The organism is Mycolicibacterium nivoides (assembly GCF_003855255.1).
Classification (GTDB): domain Bacteria; phylum Actinomycetota; class Actinomycetes; order Mycobacteriales; family Mycobacteriaceae; genus Mycobacterium; species Mycobacterium nivoides.
Map to the genome: position 1 here is coordinate 416,215 of NZ_CP034072.1, position 16,431 is coordinate 432,645.

The 16,431-nt window shown below is 65.8% G+C and carries 16 protein-coding genes; 15 read left to right on the plus strand and 1 reads right to left on the minus strand.

Going from position 1 to position 16,431, the window contains the following annotated elements; genetic code table 11:
* The first annotated feature begins 5 nt into the window (after positions 1 to 5).
* From EH231_RS02060 to EH231_RS02075, 4 genes are all read left to right on the plus strand, one after another.
* The gene (locus EH231_RS02060) at positions 6 to 1,391 is read left to right on the plus strand and encodes an aspartate aminotransferase family protein (RefSeq protein WP_090425074.1); all 1,386 of its coding nucleotides are present in this window, start codon (positions 6 to 8) and stop codon (positions 1,389 to 1,391) included.
* Between the two features lie 132 nt (positions 1,392 to 1,523).
* Positions 1,524 to 2,297 carry an HAD-IIA family hydrolase gene (locus EH231_RS02065; RefSeq protein ID WP_124711780.1) on the plus strand — a complete coding sequence of 258 codons (774 nt, stop codon included), beginning with the start codon at positions 1,524 to 1,526 and terminating at the stop codon, positions 2,295 to 2,297.
* Between the two features lie 119 nt (positions 2,298 to 2,416).
* Positions 2,417 to 3,142 carry a GntR family transcriptional regulator gene (locus tag EH231_RS02070; RefSeq protein ID WP_124711781.1) on the plus strand — a complete coding sequence of 242 codons (726 nt, stop codon included), beginning with the start codon at positions 2,417 to 2,419 and terminating at the stop codon, positions 3,140 to 3,142.
* Positions 3,139 to 3,600, plus strand: coding sequence for a RidA family protein (locus tag EH231_RS02075; protein WP_090425077.1), 462 nt, complete (start codon positions 3,139 to 3,141; stop codon positions 3,598 to 3,600). The genes EH231_RS02070 and EH231_RS02075 overlap by 4 nt, the downstream gene beginning before the upstream one ends.
* Here EH231_RS02075 and EH231_RS02080 read toward each other — a convergent pair whose 3' ends face one another.
* Positions 3,601 to 4,194, minus strand: coding sequence for an SRPBCC family protein (locus EH231_RS02080; RefSeq protein WP_124711782.1), 594 nt, complete (start codon positions 4,192 to 4,194; stop codon positions 3,601 to 3,603).
* 98 nt (positions 4,195 to 4,292) lie between these two features.
* Here EH231_RS02080 and EH231_RS02085 point away from each other — a divergent pair, with 98 nt between their 5' ends.
* From EH231_RS02085 to EH231_RS02140, 11 genes are all read left to right on the plus strand, one after another.
* Positions 4,293 to 5,288: an LLM class flavin-dependent oxidoreductase gene (locus EH231_RS02085; protein ID WP_234927095.1), complete on the plus strand. Its 996-nt coding sequence runs from the start codon at positions 4,293 to 4,295 to the stop codon at positions 5,286 to 5,288.
* A 354-nt stretch (positions 5,289 to 5,642) separates the two neighbouring features.
* Positions 5,643 to 6,626 carry an ABC transporter substrate-binding protein gene (locus EH231_RS02095; RefSeq protein ID WP_090425079.1) on the plus strand — a complete coding sequence of 328 codons (984 nt, stop codon included), beginning with the start codon at positions 5,643 to 5,645 and terminating at the stop codon, positions 6,624 to 6,626.
* 35 nt (positions 6,627 to 6,661) lie between these two features.
* Positions 6,662 to 7,471, plus strand: a complete 810-nt coding sequence (locus tag EH231_RS02100) for an ABC transporter ATP-binding protein (RefSeq protein WP_090425080.1) — start codon at positions 6,662 to 6,664, stop codon at positions 7,469 to 7,471.
* Positions 7,468 to 8,319: an ABC transporter permease gene (locus EH231_RS02105; protein WP_090425081.1), complete on the plus strand. Its 852-nt coding sequence runs from the start codon at positions 7,468 to 7,470 to the stop codon at positions 8,317 to 8,319. Before EH231_RS02100 ends, EH231_RS02105 begins: the two co-directional genes overlap by 4 nt.
* Positions 8,316 to 9,116 carry an ABC transporter permease gene (locus EH231_RS02110; protein ID WP_090425082.1) on the plus strand — a complete coding sequence of 267 codons (801 nt, stop codon included), beginning with the start codon at positions 8,316 to 8,318 and terminating at the stop codon, positions 9,114 to 9,116. Before EH231_RS02105 ends, EH231_RS02110 begins: the two co-directional genes overlap by 4 nt.
* Positions 9,113 to 11,446, plus strand: a complete 2,334-nt coding sequence (locus tag EH231_RS02115; RefSeq protein WP_124711784.1) for a xanthine dehydrogenase family protein molybdopterin-binding subunit — start codon at positions 9,113 to 9,115, stop codon at positions 11,444 to 11,446. Before EH231_RS02110 ends, EH231_RS02115 begins: the two co-directional genes overlap by 4 nt.
* On the plus strand, positions 11,443 to 12,324 hold the full coding sequence (locus tag EH231_RS02120; RefSeq protein ID WP_090425084.1) for an FAD binding domain-containing protein: 882 nt from the start codon (positions 11,443 to 11,445) through the stop codon (positions 12,322 to 12,324). The genes EH231_RS02115 and EH231_RS02120 overlap by 4 nt, the downstream gene beginning before the upstream one ends.
* A complete protein-coding gene (locus tag EH231_RS02125) occupies positions 12,311 to 12,832 on the plus strand; it encodes a (2Fe-2S)-binding protein (protein ID WP_090425085.1) in 522 nt (173 codons plus the stop codon). Before EH231_RS02120 ends, EH231_RS02125 begins: the two co-directional genes overlap by 14 nt.
* Before the next feature lie 95 nt (positions 12,833 to 12,927).
* Positions 12,928 to 13,857, plus strand: a complete 930-nt coding sequence (locus tag EH231_RS02130; protein WP_205263341.1) for an FUSC family protein — start codon at positions 12,928 to 12,930, stop codon at positions 13,855 to 13,857.
* Positions 13,858 to 13,967: 110 nt separating this feature from the next.
* Positions 13,968 to 15,188, plus strand: a complete 1,221-nt coding sequence (locus EH231_RS02135; RefSeq protein ID WP_090425087.1) for an amidohydrolase family protein — start codon at positions 13,968 to 13,970, stop codon at positions 15,186 to 15,188.
* Between the two features lie 31 nt (positions 15,189 to 15,219).
* A complete protein-coding gene (locus tag EH231_RS02140) occupies positions 15,220 to 16,419 on the plus strand; it encodes an acyl-CoA dehydrogenase family protein (protein ID WP_090425088.1) in 1,200 nt (399 codons plus the stop codon).
* Positions 16,420 to 16,431 lie beyond the last annotated feature (12 nt).

Below are 16,431 nucleotides of genomic sequence, written 5' to 3' on the forward strand. Positions count from 1 at the left end.
CACCCATGACTGTGATTCAAGAGTCCGCCGCGCTGCCCAACGGGTTGACCGTCGAGGCGGCGAAGGCCGAGGCCGCGCGGGCCTATGAACTCGACCGCGCACACGTGTTCCACTCCTGGTCGGCGCAGGAGGAGATCTCGCCGATGACGATCACCGCCGCGCAGGGTTCGTACGTGTGGGACGGCGACGGCAACCGCCTGCTGGACTTCTCCTGCCAGTTGGTCAACACCAACATCGGCCACCAGCACCCGAAAGTTGTTGCCGCCATTGCCGAGCAGGCCGCCAAGCTGTGCACGGTGGCCCCGCAGTACGCCAACGCGGCCCGCTCGGAGGCGGCCCGGCTGATCGCCGAGCGCACCCCCGGTGAGCTGAACAAGGTGTTCTTCACCAACGGCGGTGCCGACGCGGTCGAGCACGCGGTGCGCATGGCCCGCCTGCACACGGGTCGCTACAAGGTGCTGTCGCGGTACCGGGCCTACCACGGTGGCACCGACACCGCGATCAACCTGACCGGTGACCCGCGGCGCTGGCCCAACGACCGCGGCAACGCCGGCATCGTGCACTTCAACGGACCGTTTCTGTATCGCTCGTCGTTCTACGCCGAGACCGAGGAACAGGAATCGCAACGCGCGCTGGAGTACCTCGACAAGCTGATCCAGATGGAGGGCCCGGCCACCATCGCGGCGATCATCCTGGAGTCGATTCCGGGTACTGCCGGCATCATGGTGCCCCCGCCCGGATACATGGCCGGGGTGCGGGAGATCTGCGACCGCTACGGCATCGTGTTCATCGCCGACGAGGTGATGGCGGGATTCGGCCGCAGCGGAAAGTGGTTCTCCATCGACCACTTCGACGTGGTGCCGGATCTGCTCACCTTCGCCAAGGGCGTCAACTCCGGTTACGTGCCGCTCGGTGGTGTGGCGATCAGCCCGGCCATCTACGAGACGTTCGCGCATCGCGCCTACCCGGGTGGGTTGACCTACTCCGGGCATCCGCTGGCCACCGCGGCCGCCGTCGCGACCATCAATGCGATGGCCGACGAGGGCATGGTCGAGAACGCGGCCAAGATCGGCGCCGAGGTTCTGGCGCCGGGCCTGGCCGAGCTGGCCGCCAAGCACCGCAGCGTCGGTGAGGTGCGCGGCGCCGGTGTGTTCTGGGCCGTCGAACTGGTCGCCGACCAGCAGACCCGGGAGCCGTTGGCGCCGTACGGTGGGTCCAGCCCGGCGATGAACGCCGTGGTCGGCGCGTGCAAGGCCAATGGTCTGCTGCCGTTCGCCAACTTCAACCGCGTCCACGTGGTGCCGCCGTGCAATGTCACCGCGGAAGAGGCGCGCGAAGGTCTGGCGATCCTGGACAAGGCGCTCGACGTCGCCGATCAGCACACGAACTGACGTCCGATCCCGATGCCCGGCTGCGCCATTGGCGTGGCCGGGCATCGGCGTTCACCGGGCTGTGACGTCGCCGCACCCTGCGGATAACTTCGTTGGCCCCTGAGCGGCGGCGCAAGTTGGGACACTGGACTCGTGCGTTCACCTGCCCAGTGCTGGCTAACCGACATGGACGGCGTCCTGGTGCGCGAAGAACATGCGCTCCCGGGTGCCGCTGAATTCCTGCAGACATTGGCCGACAAGGAACGGCCATTCCTGGTGCTGACCAACAATTCGATCTTCACGCCGCGTGACCTGGCTGCCCGGCTGGCTCGCTCGGGCTTGATCGTCCCCGAGGCTGCGATCTGGACGTCGGCGCTGGCGACCGCCGCGTTTCTCGACGATCAGCTGCCGGGCGGCTCGGCCTATGTGATCGGTGAGGCCGGGCTGACCACCGCGCTGCACGAGGCTGGTTACACCCTGACCGACATCGCGCCGGACTATGTGGTGCTGGGGGAGACCCGCACCTACTCGTTCGAGGCGATCACCAAAGCCGTCCGGTTGATCCTCGGCGGTGCCCGGTTCATCGCCACCAATCCTGACGTCAGTGGCCCGTCGGCGGAGGGGCCGCTGCCGGCTACCGGGTCGGTTGCCGCGATGATCACCAAGGCCACCGGACGCGACCCCTATTTCGTCGGCAAGCCCAATCCGATGATGTTCCGCAGCGCGCTCAATCGGATCGAGGCGCACTCGGAGAACACCGTCATGGTGGGGGATCGGATGGACACCGATGTGGTGGCCGGTATCGAGGCGGGGCTGGACACCATCCTGGTGCTCACCGGTTCGACGTCGGTCGAGGACATCGAACGCTATCCATTCCGGCCCAGCCGGGTAATGCCGTCGATCGCCGAGGCGATCGAGCTGATCTGAGCCGTTGACTACGTTCGACGGTCAACTCTGCAGTTATGACGCGCCGCAAAGGGGCGGCGATCTGGCATAGCAACCTGGTGATCGCATAGAGTATCCAATATTAGCGAAAGCGAGATTTGATGCCACCGCGAACAGCCAACCGGCGTACAGCCGTCGCGTCCGCCTCCGCCACTGGAGCGCGGTCGGATTTCGTCCGGCCCAAGACCGCCCAGCAAGCGGTGGCCGAAGCGCTGCGACGCGACATCACCAGTGGCAAACTCGCGCCCGGCAGCTGGATCGTGCAGGAGAGCCTGGCCGAGCAGTTCGGTATGTCGCGAATTCCGGTTCGCGAGGCGCTGAAAACCCTTGAGGCCGAGGAGTACATCACCTACGTGCCGCACAGCGGATATCGCGTCGCGCAACTCGGGTTGGACGAACTCGTCGAGGTGTTCCGGATTCGCGACATCCTCGAGGCCGAACTCATTCGTGATGCGATGCCGGCGGTCACCGACGAACTCATCGATGCCATGCGTGAGCAGATGGCCGTGATGGACCGGGCCGCAGCCGAGGCTGATCTCATCGGGGTGGGCCTGGCTAACCGGCAGTTTCACTTCCTGACCTTCGAGGCCAGTCGCATGGCGCGCACCAAGCGGATCGTCACCCAGCTGTGGAACACCGCTGACGCATATCGCCCGATGTATGCGCACCTGATGGACCTGGACCAGGTCAACAGTGAGCACGTGCTGCTGGTCGATGCGATGGCGGCACGCGATGTCGATCGGGTGGTCGCGTTGAACCACCAGCACCGCAGTCATGCCATCGAACACCTGCACACCGTCTTCGGCAATCAGGACCCGGGAGCGTGACGGTCGGGGAACGCTTGGCTTCGTTGGGGATCGAGCTGCCTGCACCGGCGCGGCCGAAGGGAGCCTATTTTCCGAGCCGCCGGCATGGAGACCAGCTGTGGGTTTCGGGAACCACCGCGCGTCGTCCCGACGATCGGGGTGCGGTGGGTGTGGTCGGCGCTGACGTCACCGCTGAGCAGGCGGCAGCCCAGGCGCGGCTGGCTGCCCTCAATCTCGTGGCAGCGTTGGATGCCGCCGTCGGCCTGGATTCGGTCACCGCACTGGTGCATCTGCGTGGATACGTCCGCGCCACTTCGGATTTCGATTCCCATCCCGGGGTGATCGACGGAGCGTCGGAGCTGTTGCTCGAGGTATTCGGAGAAGAGTGCGGGGCGCACGCCCGCACCGCGATCGGGGTGGCGTCCTTGCCTGGTGGCGCGTGCGTGGAACTCGAACTCGTCGCAGCCGTGCGCGACTGATCAGGACCGTCGCGCGGCGGTGCGTCCGATCGCAAGGCCGAGCGCGATCCCGGCCAAGGTGGTCAACAGGATCGAACACCAGTCGTTTTCGGTGAACCCTGCCTGTCGTCGGGTCGGGATCACTTCGACGACCGCGCTCTGGGTGCCGTCTGACCCCACAATCATCGTGTTGAGCTTGCGGACGAACTGCCCGATGATGCGATTGCTGACCTGAGAGATGACTCCGCTGCCGAACTGGGCGATGCGGCCGCCTAGTTCGAGGTCGGTACGTACCGTGACTTCGGTGTGGTCGCCCCGTTCGCAGGCCGACATGGTGACTGTGGCTTCCGCCGAGCCGTTCCCTTTCCGGTCGCGGGCCTGGCCATGGACCGCCATCTCGTGCGTGCCGTCGTCGCGACGGATCACCGTCGCGGTGCCGGCGAGGGTGAGTCCGACCGGGCCCACTTTGATGGCGACGTTGGCGCGGTAGTCGTCACCGTCGTGGCTTTCCAGCGTCGCGCCAGGGATGCACTCGACCACGCGGGGCACGTCCGTCAGTGCCGCCCAGGCGATGTCGAGCGGGGCATCGACGGAGAACTCGTTGACTAGCTGCATGGCGGTTTCCGTCTCCTCGATCGCGTGCTGCGGTTGTGCGTCCCGAAGGCCCGCCCTACGATTGGATACGATATCCAACGTCGCCCAGGAGGTCGATAGTGCTGAGTAAGGGAGTCGGTCTGTTTCCGACCGAACCGGTGGGCACGATGTGTGAATACGTGCGGTTGAGCGAATCGCTCGGTTACGACAACGTCTGGTTCGGGGATTCGCAGAACATCTGGCGGGAGTCCTCCACCGTCATGGGAGCCGCAGCCGTCGGAACCGAACGCATCATCTTCGGCACCGGCGTCACCAATGCGGTGACCCGGCATCAATCCCTGCTGGCGTCCACGTGGGCGACCCTGGCCGAATACACCGGTGGCCGGGTGGCGCTGGGCATCGGTACCGGCGACTCGTCTTTGCGGACAATGGGTCTCAAGCCGCTCAAGCTGGCTGAGCTCGAAGAGTCGATCCGCGAGCTGCGCGCGTTGTTCAGGGGCGAGAAGGTGGCGGAGCCGACCAGCGGCTCCGAGTATCACCTCAACTATCTCACTGGTCCGATGGACATTCCGATCTACATCGCCGCCTCCGCCCCGAAGATCCTGCGGATGTCCGGACGCATCGCCGACGGTGTCATCGTGCTCGTCGGCACTGCACCGCACTTCATCGAGGCGGCGTTGCAGACGATCGAAGCCGGCGCCGCCGAGAGTGGCCGTTCCCTCGATGACATCCACGTGGTGCTGTGGACCCCGACGGCCATCGACGAAGATCGGACCAAGGCGCGGGATCTGGTGCGCGCGCACGTGTCCCGCGTGGCGATCAGGCCGCTCCCGGCCAAGGTGGATCCCGCCTTGGAGAAGGTGATCGATCGGATCCGAGACTCCTACGACTATTACCAGCACATGAATCCCGAGGCCTCGCACGCCGACCTGGTGCCCGACGAGCTGGTCGACCTGTTTGCGCTCGCCGGGACACCTGACGAATGCGCGCAGCGCCTCAAGGAGATCGAATCGCTTGGCGTCGACCAAGTGTCGATCGTGCCGTTCGTGCGACCCGGGGAGAGCCGGGCGCCCACCATCCGTACCTTCGCGCGCATCGTCGACGGCCGTGGCTGAGGGGCCTCACGGGGAGTTTCCCGCACCCGGTAGCGCGGTGCCGGGTGCCCCGCCCCCGCTGAGGAGGAATCTCACTGCGGCTGACGGCGTTTCGGTTGTGGCGGTCGGGGCCGGGGAACCGGGTGTCCCGAGCGCGGCACCCCTTCGGGTACCCGCCGCGCCGAGGTCGAGGTTCACCACGGCTGCGGCACTGATCGGTGTGGCGGTCGGACTGGAGCTGTCTCGGCTGTGGATGGGTGGCGGTGCTTCCCGCATTGGACCAAAATGTTGACCTATTGGACAAAAACATTGACCTAGATCACAGTAATTCGTATAGTGTATCCAATATTCAACCCGTCTCGGAGGTTTGCGTCCATGGCCTGGTTTCGTAAAGTGTTCGCCGCGGCGGGTACCGCGGTAGCACTCGTCGCGGCAGCAACCGCCTGTGCCGACGAATCGACAGGCCCGGAAAGTGGCGGTGCCGATACGCTGAGCATCTCGGCGACCGGCGTCGACAGTTTGCCGTTCATGGCGATACTGCAGGTCGGAATCGACAAGGGCTGGTTCAAAGAGCAGGGTGTCAACGTCGATCTTTATTCCGGTGGTGGCGGCGGCAACACTCTGCGTGTGGTCACCAGCGGCGACGCGGATATGGCGATCGCCGGCAACAGTTCGGTGATTCTCGCGGCGCAGCAACCGAATTCGAACCTCAAGGTGGTTGCGCCCTGGTTCCAGGTCAACGACTTCTCGTGGATCTCGCCACCGGGCCGGAAACTGGAGAACGCCACCCTCGGGTTCAGTTCTGCGGGCTCGTCCACCGAGCTGATCGTCAAGGGCCTGGAGCGCAAGCTCGGGGTCAAGTCGCAAGCGGTGGGACCGATGGGTGACAACTGGACCGCTGCGAAGGCCGGTCAGATCACCGCGGGTTGGGCCATGCAGCCGTTCATCGCCGACAAGCAGGCTTCCGATCACGCCGAGGTGCTCGTCGATTCCAGGGACGTGGTGGGCGACCTACCCGCCGACCTGGTCGCGGTGAATGCCGAATACGCTCAACGGAATCCCGATAAGGTGCGCGCGTTCTTCACCGTCGCCGATCGACTGAACGACTGGCTGGTGGCCAACCCCGGTGAGGCGGCCGATGAGATCGCCCCCCTGGTCGGAGTGTCGCCCGAAGTGATGAGGGCAGCGTTCGCCGGTAATCCCGATCTTGCCAAGGGCTATTCCCTGAAAGTCGACGCGGAGGGGCTGAAGAATCTTTCCGAGCTGATGGTCGGTGCCGGGCAGATCCCGGAGCAGATCGATTGGGCCGCAACGCTTGATCAGCAGTACCTGCCCGACGACGCGCAGACCGACATCTGAGCTGACCAGGGCCAGTGCCCCCGAAAGGCGTATCAATGGATCGTGACGGTATCCGGATCGACAACGTCTCCGTGGTCTTCGACACCCCGGCCGGCAAGGTGACAGCGGTAACCGACATCAAACAGCACGTGCCGCATGCCAGTTTCGTGTCCATCGTCGGACCGAGCGGGTGCGGAAAGTCGACCCTGCTGGCCGTGATCTCCGGTCTGCAGGAGTCATCAACCGGATTGGTGCGCGTCGCCGGAAGGCCCGTCACGGGCCCTGACCCGTCAATCGGTGTGGTGTTTCAGGAAGATTCCACGCTGCCGTGGCGCACGGTCGAAGAGAACGTGGCATTCGCGATGGAGATGATCGGGACCGACAAGGCCGATCGCCGTCGACGGGCGAACGAGGCGATCGAACTGGTCGGACTCGGCGGCTTCGAAAAATCCTATCCCTCCATGCTTTCCGGAGGCATGCGGCAGCGGGTCGCGCTCGCGCGGACCTTGGCGGTTCAGCCGGAAGTGGTGCTGATGGACGAGCCGTTCGCGGCGCTCGACCAGCAGACCCGGCTGTTTCTCGGTGCCGAGGTACGGCAGATCTGGGCGAGAACCAAACAGACCATCGTGTTCGTCACCCATGATATTTCCGAGGCGATTCTGCTCTCCCAACAGGTTTGGGTGATGTCGTACCGGCCTGGATCGATCATCGATGTCGTTGACATCGACCTACCCGCCGAGCGTGACGCGAGCATGGTCTCCACCCCGCGATTCAACGAACTCCAGAACCGGATCTGGACGTCACTGCAAGCCGAATCCATGCGCGGGTTCAGACAGCAGGAAGCCCAGAAGAAGGTGGCTACGTGACGACGTCTTATGTCGCACAGGATGACCTGCCCACCGAGGCCATGAGTACCCACGCGGGCCGCCCGGAGCCCCAGCGGCGCAAGGTCCGGTTGGGCAGCTCGGCGATCAGTCTGGTCTCGACACTCGCGCTCATCGTCGGCTTCCTACTGATCGCCGAGTTGGGAGCCCGGACGGGGCTGTGGAGTGACCGCATTCTGCCCGCGCCTTCGGTGATTCTGTCCGAGCTCGGCAGCCTCCTCGGCGAAGCGCAGTTCTGGAAGGACGCGGCCCGGACGGGTATCGAGGTGGCGTTCTCGATTCTGTTCGGCAGTTTACTGGGTTTCGCGGCCGGCCTGACCTTCTGGAAGCTGCCTGCCGTCGGGCGCATCTTCGAGCCGTACCTGGTGTCGTTCTATGCGGTGCCGCTCGTGCTGTTCTATCCCGTGATGATCGTGATCGTCGGGATCAACGCGACGTCGGTGATCATCCTGGCGACCATCATGGCGGCCATTCCGATGGCGCTGAACACGGCGGTCGGGCTCAACACGATGCCGCCGGTGTACATGAAACTGGCCCGCTCACTGAAGGCTTCGCCCCGCCAGACCCTTTTCGCGATCGCCATCCCGGCGGCCGGCCCGTACATCGTGGCGGGCCTGCGCCTGGCCGTCGTCTACGCGCTGATCGGAACCATCGCGATGGAGTTCACCACCGCGCAGGCCGGCCTGGGCTACCGGATCCGGTACCTCTACGAGATTTTCAACAACAACGAGATGTTCGCCTACATCGCGGTCGTGCTGGTGCTGTCCTGCATCCTCACGGCGCTGCTGGCCGCGGTGGAACGCATTCTGCTGCGCGGGAGGAACCGATGACCTCGACCCTGCAGTCACCTGCCGGACACCATGCGGTGCCCGCGCCGCGAACCATGCCGCAGCGACTCCGCGCCGTCCTCGGCAACCAGGCCGTCGGGGCGACCCTGCTGGCACTCGTGGTGGTCGTCGTCTGGGAGATCTTCTCGGCGTTGACGTTTGTCATTCCCTCACCGGTGGAGACCTTCCGGGTACTCGTCCACAATCTTGCCGATCCCGGGTATCTGTTCGATCTGCAGGTCACAGCACAGTCGGTGTTCCTGGCGTTCGTGATAGGCACGGCAATCGGTGGGGCGCTGGGGCTCGTGCTCGGTCTGTCTCAGCGGTTGCGCGTGATGTTCGAGCCGATGCTGATAGTTCTGAACGGAATTCCGAAGATCGTGCTGTACCCGGTACTGCTGCCGATCTTCAGCCTTTCTGGCTCCAAGATCGTCATGGGGGTGCTGTTCGCACTGTTTCCGGTATTGATCAACGTGACCACCGGCGTGCGGGAAATCCCGCGGGTGTACTGGAAACTGGCCCGGTCGGTGCGGGCCAACGGCTGGCAGACCTTGGTGCACATCATCATTCCGGCGATCCGGCGGCCGCTGTTGACCGGAATCCGGCTGGCGGTGAGCCTCGCGGTGGTCGGCGTGGTGCTGTCGGAGTTCTTCGCGACCAGACGAGGTCTCGGCCGGGTGGTACTGCAGGCCTACAGTCACGGCGACTACCCGTCCATGGTGGCCACCATCATGTTGCTGATCACCATCTCGTTCGGTATCTCGATCGCGCTCTGGCAGTGGGAGAAACGACTTCATTGACCGCGAACTCATCGGCGCCGGGGCACATCGGTAGCTCGGTCCGGCGTCGCGAAGACGAGCGCCTACTCGGCGGTCACGGTCAGTTCGTGGCCGACTGTGCGGCGGGTGCGCACCACGTCGTGTTCCTGCGGTCGGCCCAACCGCACGCGAGGATCATCCGACTCGACGTGTCGGTGGCCGAGCAGATGCCGGGCGTGATCGGTGTCTACACCGCCGATGACCTGGGTCTGTGTGGTGTCCCCATCCCTTCACTGACCACTCCCGATCCGGACTTCACCGCAGCCACGTCGTGTGTGTTGGCCGAGCAGCGGCTGCCGATCCTGGCTCACGACCGCGTGCACTACGCCGGACAACCGGTGGCGGTCGTGGTCGCCGAGGATCGCTATCGGGCCGAAGACGCTCTGGAGGCCGTCGAGGTCGACTATGAGCCGCTGCCGGTGGTAACCGATCCGTTCAGCGCTCTCGATGCCGACTGTCCGCCGCTGTTCGAGCACCTCGACAGCAACGAGGCGGCCCGATTGCACTATTCGTTCGGCGATGTCGAGAGCGGGTTCGCCTCGGCCGCAACGGTGGTCAGCGGTACCTACCGGATGAACCGGCACGGTGCGGTCCCACTGGAATGCCGAGGCGTGCTGGCGCAGTTCGACTCTCGGCGGCAGCGGGTGGAGGTGACCACCTCGACTCAGGTTCCGCACATGGTGCGCAACGCGATCTGTGCGGTAACCGGCTGGTCACGCCAGGATGTCAAGGTCGCGGTTCCCGACGTGGGCGGTGGCTTCGGTACGAAGGCCAACGTGTACGGCGAAGAGGTCCTGCTGGCACTGTTGGCCCGGCACACCGGCCAGCGGTTGATCTGGATCGAGGATCGCCAGGAACATCTGCTGGCCAGCGCGCAGGGCCGCGATCAGGTGCACCGCACCAGGCTTGCCGTCGATCGCGACGGCCACATCCTGGCCTGGGTAGACGATTTCGTCGTCGATATCGGGGCCGGAAGCCTCTGGGTGGCCGGCATCATCGCCAACACCGCGATCCACCTCCTCGGCCCGTATCGGATACCGGCCGCACAGATCTCCGGTCGCGCTGCACTGACCAACAAGACGTTGGTCGCCCAGTATCGCGGTGCCGGCCGGCCCGAGGCGACGTTCGCTCTGGAGCGCAGCCTCGACGCCGCAGCCCGCGAGATCGGCCTGAGTACCGACGAGATCCGGCGGCGCAACCTCCTGACCAATGCCGACATGCCTTACCCCAGGCCGATTCCCTACCGTGACGGTGTGCCCATCCGGTACGACGGTCACGACTATCGGGCCTGTCTCGAATCGGTGCTCGACGCGCTGCCGCGGAGCGAATCGGCCGCCTGCGCAGTCGAGTTCCCGCAGTACCACATCGGGTACGGCCTGTCGTCCTATCTGGAGGCCACTGGCCGTGGGCCGCACGAGACCGCGCGGATACGCCTGCTGCCCGACGGCCAGTTCGAGGTCACCGCTGGAGCGGCGTCGGCCGGTCAGGGGCATGAGACGGTGTTCGCGCAGGTTGCCGCCGAGGCTTTGGCGGTGCCGTTCGACCGGGTCCATTACGTGCCGGGGGACACCGAGCGGCTGCCCGACGGCGTGGGTACCTTCGCCAGCCGTTCGGCGATTCTCGCAGGCTCAGCGGTACACAAAGCCGCCTGCACCCTGATTGAGCTGGCCACCGAGCGGATCGCAGTCCTGTCGAACGCACAACGCGGCGACGTCCAATACGTCGGTGGGCGGTTTCACGTCGCCAGGGACTATTCGATCGACTGGGTGGAGCTCGCCAGGGCGGCCGCGGTGGGCGGCGAGCAGGAGAGCAGCGGTGCTCTCGATGTCACTGCGGTACATCGGGTTTCGACGGTGACCTGGACGATGGGTGTGCACGCTGCGATCGTCGGCGTGCATCGGCGGACCGGAATCATCAAGGTGTTGCGGTATGCGGTGTCGCACGAGGGCGGTCGTGAGATCAATCCGAGAATCGTCGAAGGACAGATCATCGGCGGTGTCGCTCAGGGGGTCGGTGGGGCGCTGTTCGAGCAATGGAAGTACTCGGAAACCGGTCAGCCGCAATCGACCACGTTTGCCGCCTACCACCTGCCGTTGACGACGGACATGCCGATGGTGCGGGTACGGCATCTGTATGCCGACACCCCGGCGAACCCGATCGGGGTTCGCGGGGCGGGGGAGAGCGGGACCATCGCCGTGTACGCCGTGCTCGCCGGGGCCGTCGACGATGCACTCGGTCGACGGATCGAGATCGACAGCACGCCGATCTGTACGGCACAACTGTTCCGAGCCCTTGACCGGCAGGCATCGTGAAGCCCGCGTCCTTTCATTACCTCCGGCCGGATTCGGTCGGCGAGGCCCTCGAGCAGTTGGCGAGTTATCCAGACGCCAAACTGATGGCCGGCGGACAGTCGCTGATGGCGCTGATGAACCTTCGGTTGGCGCGACCGAGCGTGATCATCGACATCGGCCGCCTCGATGAACTCCGGCGGGTTTTCGACGACACCGACGATCTGATCCTCGGCGCCTTGGTGACTCATCGCACCGTGGAGGTCGATCCGTTGATCGCCGCTCGCGCGCCGCTGCTGGCGACCGCTGCCGGCCAGATCGGACACATCGGGATCCGTAACCGAGGAACTCTCGGCGGTTCGGTGGCTCACGCCGATCCGGCGGCCGAAATGCCGTTGGCCACCTTGGTGCTCGGCGCGACATTTCACACCGAGTCCGCGCGCGGCGGCCGTCGCGCTGTCGCGGCCGAGGACATGTTCGTGTCGTTCTACACCAACGCGCTCGAACCGGACGAGATGGTCACGTGGGTTTCGATCCCCGCCATAGGCCGGGATCAGGGCTGGGGATTCGTCGAATATGCCCGGCAACATGGTGATTACGGGCTGGCCGGTGCCGGTTGCCTGCTGAGCGTCGACAGTGCGGGCCGGGTCGCGTCGTTGCGCGCCGGTGCTCTCAGCGCCGCGGACCGGCCACTGTTGTTCACCGGCGACGAGGTGGTCGGTGAACGTCCCTCGGCGCGATTGTGGCGAGGTCTGGCACAGCGTTGGGCGGCTACCGCCGAACCGTCGTCCGATGATCCCGACTACTCGCGGCGGTTGTGCGGCGAGGCTTTGGCGCAAGCGCTCACCGAAGCTCAGCGGCGCATCGAAGAGGGACAGGAGACCTTCCATGCGGGCAATTGAGACGCTGGCTACCGATACGTCGCAGCCGCCGGCGGGTGTGCCGATATCAGCTGTGGTCAACGGCAGGTCGATACAGCGCACGGTGGCGCCCCGATTGACGCTGGCCGATTTTCTGCGGGACGAACTGGGCCTGACCGGAACACACCTGGGTTGCGAGCACGGGGTATGCGGCGCTTGTTCGGTATTCCTCGATGGTCGCAGCGTGCGCACCTGCCTCATGCTGGCGGTGCAGATCGACGGGATGCGGGTGACGACGGTCGAGGGTCTCGAGGAGTTCGAGGAGACCAGAAGGCTGCGCCAGGCGTTTTCCGAGCGAGGGGGCCTGCAGTGCGGGTTCTGTACTCCGGGATTCCTCGTCACTGCCGTCGAGCTGTTGCGTGATCCCGATACCGAGAAGCCGCTGACCGAGGATTCGGTGCGAGAGGCGTTGTCAGGCAATATCTGCCGTTGCACCGGCTACCAAGGCATCGTGCAGGCGGTGCTGGACGCCGCCGGTCAATCCGGGTGATGGCGTCGCGCGCGGGGCCTGCCGACAGCCTTGTGAACGTAGGCCGGCTCCGCACTCCGGAGCTGCTGCGTCCCGTGGGCAGTAGCCGGTGGGGGATGGGTGCGGCGCTCGCCGTCGGGCTGGGTGTGATCCTTTGTGGCACAGCTCTGTTGGGCCGGGCCGAGTGGGGGTCGGCGATCGGGCTGGGCTTCGTGCTGACCGCCGTTCCCGAGATACCCACCGCCTGGCGCCCGGCCCTGCACACCATGGCTGTGCGAGCCGCTACGGTGATGGCCGCCGGAGCGCTCGTCGTCAGCATGCACAACGCCGTGGTACTCGCGGCGCTCACCGTCGCGGCGTCGATCGCGGGCGCACTCGTGCCAGGGGTCGGTGCCACGGCGGGCCTCGCGGTGGTTCTGATATCGCTCGACCTGGATGCCGACGCCACGGGTCCGACCGCGCTGTGGCCGTATCTCGTCGGCATCGTCATCGTGTTCGTCGGCTGGATGGTGTGGTTCGCGGTATCCCGGCTGCGGCACCGCGGCGAGGATGAGCCGACCTCGGCGAGCGGCCCGGCCGGGGTGGCTCATGCGGTTCGCGTAGGCGTCGCCGTGGGGCTGGCCGTCTTGCTGGCGACACTGCTGCCCGCCGGGATGGTGGGCGGCCATTGGTTGGTCACCAGCGTGCTGTTGACCATTCAGCCGAGCCAGTCCCAGACCGGCCAGCGCTTGGCCCAGCGGCTTTCGGGCAACGCAGTCGGTGCGGTGATCGCCGCAGCTCTGCTGGGGGCACATCCACCGGCGCCGGTGGTGATCGGACTGACCGTGGTGCTGTTCCTGCTCGCGATGGCGCTGCGGCCTGTCAACTACACGTGGTGGGCGATCACCGGTCCTCCCGTGCTGCTGGTGATCAGTGAATACCCGGAATTGTTCCCCTGGTACGAGGGCGTGGTGCGGCTGGCGATGAATATCGCGGGCGCGTTGATCGTGTTGCTGGTCGTGTTCGTGGCGCCGTTGGTGGCACCGATGTGGTTGCGGCAGCGGTGAATACCAACAGGGCTGAATCGGCGGGCACCGCAGTCGTGTCGCCGACGGTTGCGCTATGCCGATTACGCAACATCGGATAGTGTATACAAAATCCAACCGTGGGAGGACCTGTGACCACACTGCTCGTCGAGGACATCGGCCTGCTGGTGTCCGGCGATGCCTCGTCGCCACCCCAGCGTGACACCACGCTGCTGATCGAGGACGGATACGTCGCAGGCATCGGGGTCGACCACCACGATCCCGACCACGTGCTGTCCGCCGGCGGGTTGACCGTCGTACCCGGACTCGTCGACGGGCACGTGCACCCGACGTTCGGCGAGTGGACGCCGGCACAGAACTCGATCGGTTGGATCGGCAACTATCTCCAGGGCGGGACCACCTCGATGGTGTCCGCGGGCGAACTGCACATCCCCGGCTTGGATTTCGGCGCGCTGACGCCGGAACTCGTACTGAGCATCGCGATCACGTCCAAGCACACCACCGGGCGTGCGCGCCCTTCGGGCGTGAAGGTCAACGCGGGCACGGTGCTGCTGGTGCCGGGTATGACAGAGGAGCACTTCGACCGGGCGCACTGCGAAGGCATCGACCAACTCAAGTTCATCTTCTACGACTGGAGCCGGCTGGGCGACGGCGAAGCGCAGCGCTACGTCCAATGGGCCCATGAACGCGGCATGACCGTCAAGATGCACTCAGGCGGGGTGTCGCGGTCCGGGTCGAGCCGGGTGGCCGGACGTGACGTCGTGGTAGCGGTCAAGCCGGACATCGTGGGTCATATCTCGGGTGGCCCGATCCCACCCCCTGACGACGACATCGTGGCGATCATCGCCGATCTGCCCTCGGCGCACGTCGAGGTGTGCAGCTCCATGAACTACCGCGCGACCAAACTGGTCGTCGACCAACTGTCCGCGCGCGACGAACTCGGCAGGCTCACGCTCGGCACCGATACACCCGGCGGCACCGGCGTGATCCCTCGAGGAATGCTGCGCAACATCTGCTTTCTGGCCTCGGTCTGCGGCGTCGACCCGGCCCGCGCGGTTGCGGCGGCCACCGGCCAGACCGCGCGGGCACACGGCCTGGACACCGGGGTGCTCGCGGAAGGGCGACCTGCCGACCTGCTGGTCCTCGGACCGGTCACCGGATCGACCGCCGACGACGCCCTGGACTGCTTTGCCTTCGGTGACCTACCGGGCATCGCGACCGTGCTGGTCGACGGTATGCCACTGGTGAAGACACGCAGTGAACAGACCCCGCCTCCGAGCCGCGCGGTCAAATGGCGCGGCGAGCCGGCGCCGGCCGCGCATTCCACGGAGCGCCGCATCGGGTGCTGCTGAACCGACCACCAACCACCAGGAGTCCAGAAATATGGTTGAAGCTGCTGTGGCCCCGCGCAGTTCCGGAACCGTCGACGCCGACCCGATGTTCGGTATCGATGCGCTGCTCTCGGCCGAAGAACGCGAGATTCGCGACACCGTGCGATCGGTCGTCCAGCGGAGTATCAGCCCGCACGTCGCGAGTTGGTATGAGAGCGGCGAGCTCCCGGCCCGTGAGTTGGCGCGCGAGCTCGGCGAACTCGGGTTGCTCGGCATGCACCTGCAGGGTTACGGATGCGCGGGCACCAGCGCGGTGGCCTACGGGTTGGCCTGCCTGGAGCTGGAAGCCGGTGACTCCGGGATCCGGTCGCTGGTCAGCGTGCAGGGATCGCTGGCCATGTTCGCCATTCACACATTCGGCAGCGAGGAGCAGAAGCAGCGGTGGCTCCCGGCGATGTCCGCCGGTCGCACGATCGGGTGCTTCGGCCTCACCGAACCCGACCACGGGTCCAACCCGGCCGGGATGCGAACCCGGGCTATCCGGTCCGGCGACGACTGGGTGTTGACCGGCACCAAGATGTGGATCACCAACGGATCGGTGGCCGATGTGGCCGTCATCTGGGCGCGCACCGACGAGGGCGTCCGCGGCTTCGTCGTACCCACGGACACAACGGGTTTCGCCGCCAACACGATCAAGTCGAAGATGTCGCTGCGGGCGTCGGTGACCAGCGAGTTGGTACTCGACGGTGTCCGGCTGCCCGACAGCGCGCGGCTCCCCGGAGCGACCAGTCTCGGCGCGCCGCTGCGCTGTCTGAACGAGGCGCGGTTCGGCATCGTTTTCGGTGCCCTCGGTGCGGCGCGGGACTGCCTGCAGACCGCACTGGAGTATGCGCGGTCACGTGAACAGTTCGGCCGGCCGATCGGCGGCTTCCAGCTCACGCAGCAGAAGCTCGCGGACATGACGCTGGAGTACGGAAAGGGTGTGTTGCTCGCACTGCACCTCGGCAGGCGTAAGGACGCCGGCGATCTGGTTCCGGATCAAGTCAGCCTCGGCAAGCTCAACAATGTCCGGGAAGCCCTGGAGATCGCCCGCACCGCGCGCACCATCCTGGGCGCCAGCGGTATCAGTGCCGAATATCCGGTGATGCGGCACGCCAACAACCTGGAATCGGTGTTGACCTACGAAGGCACCAGCGAAATGCATAGTCTGATCATCGGGCAGGCGCTCACCGGAATTCCGGCGTTCCGCTGATCGTCCGCCCGC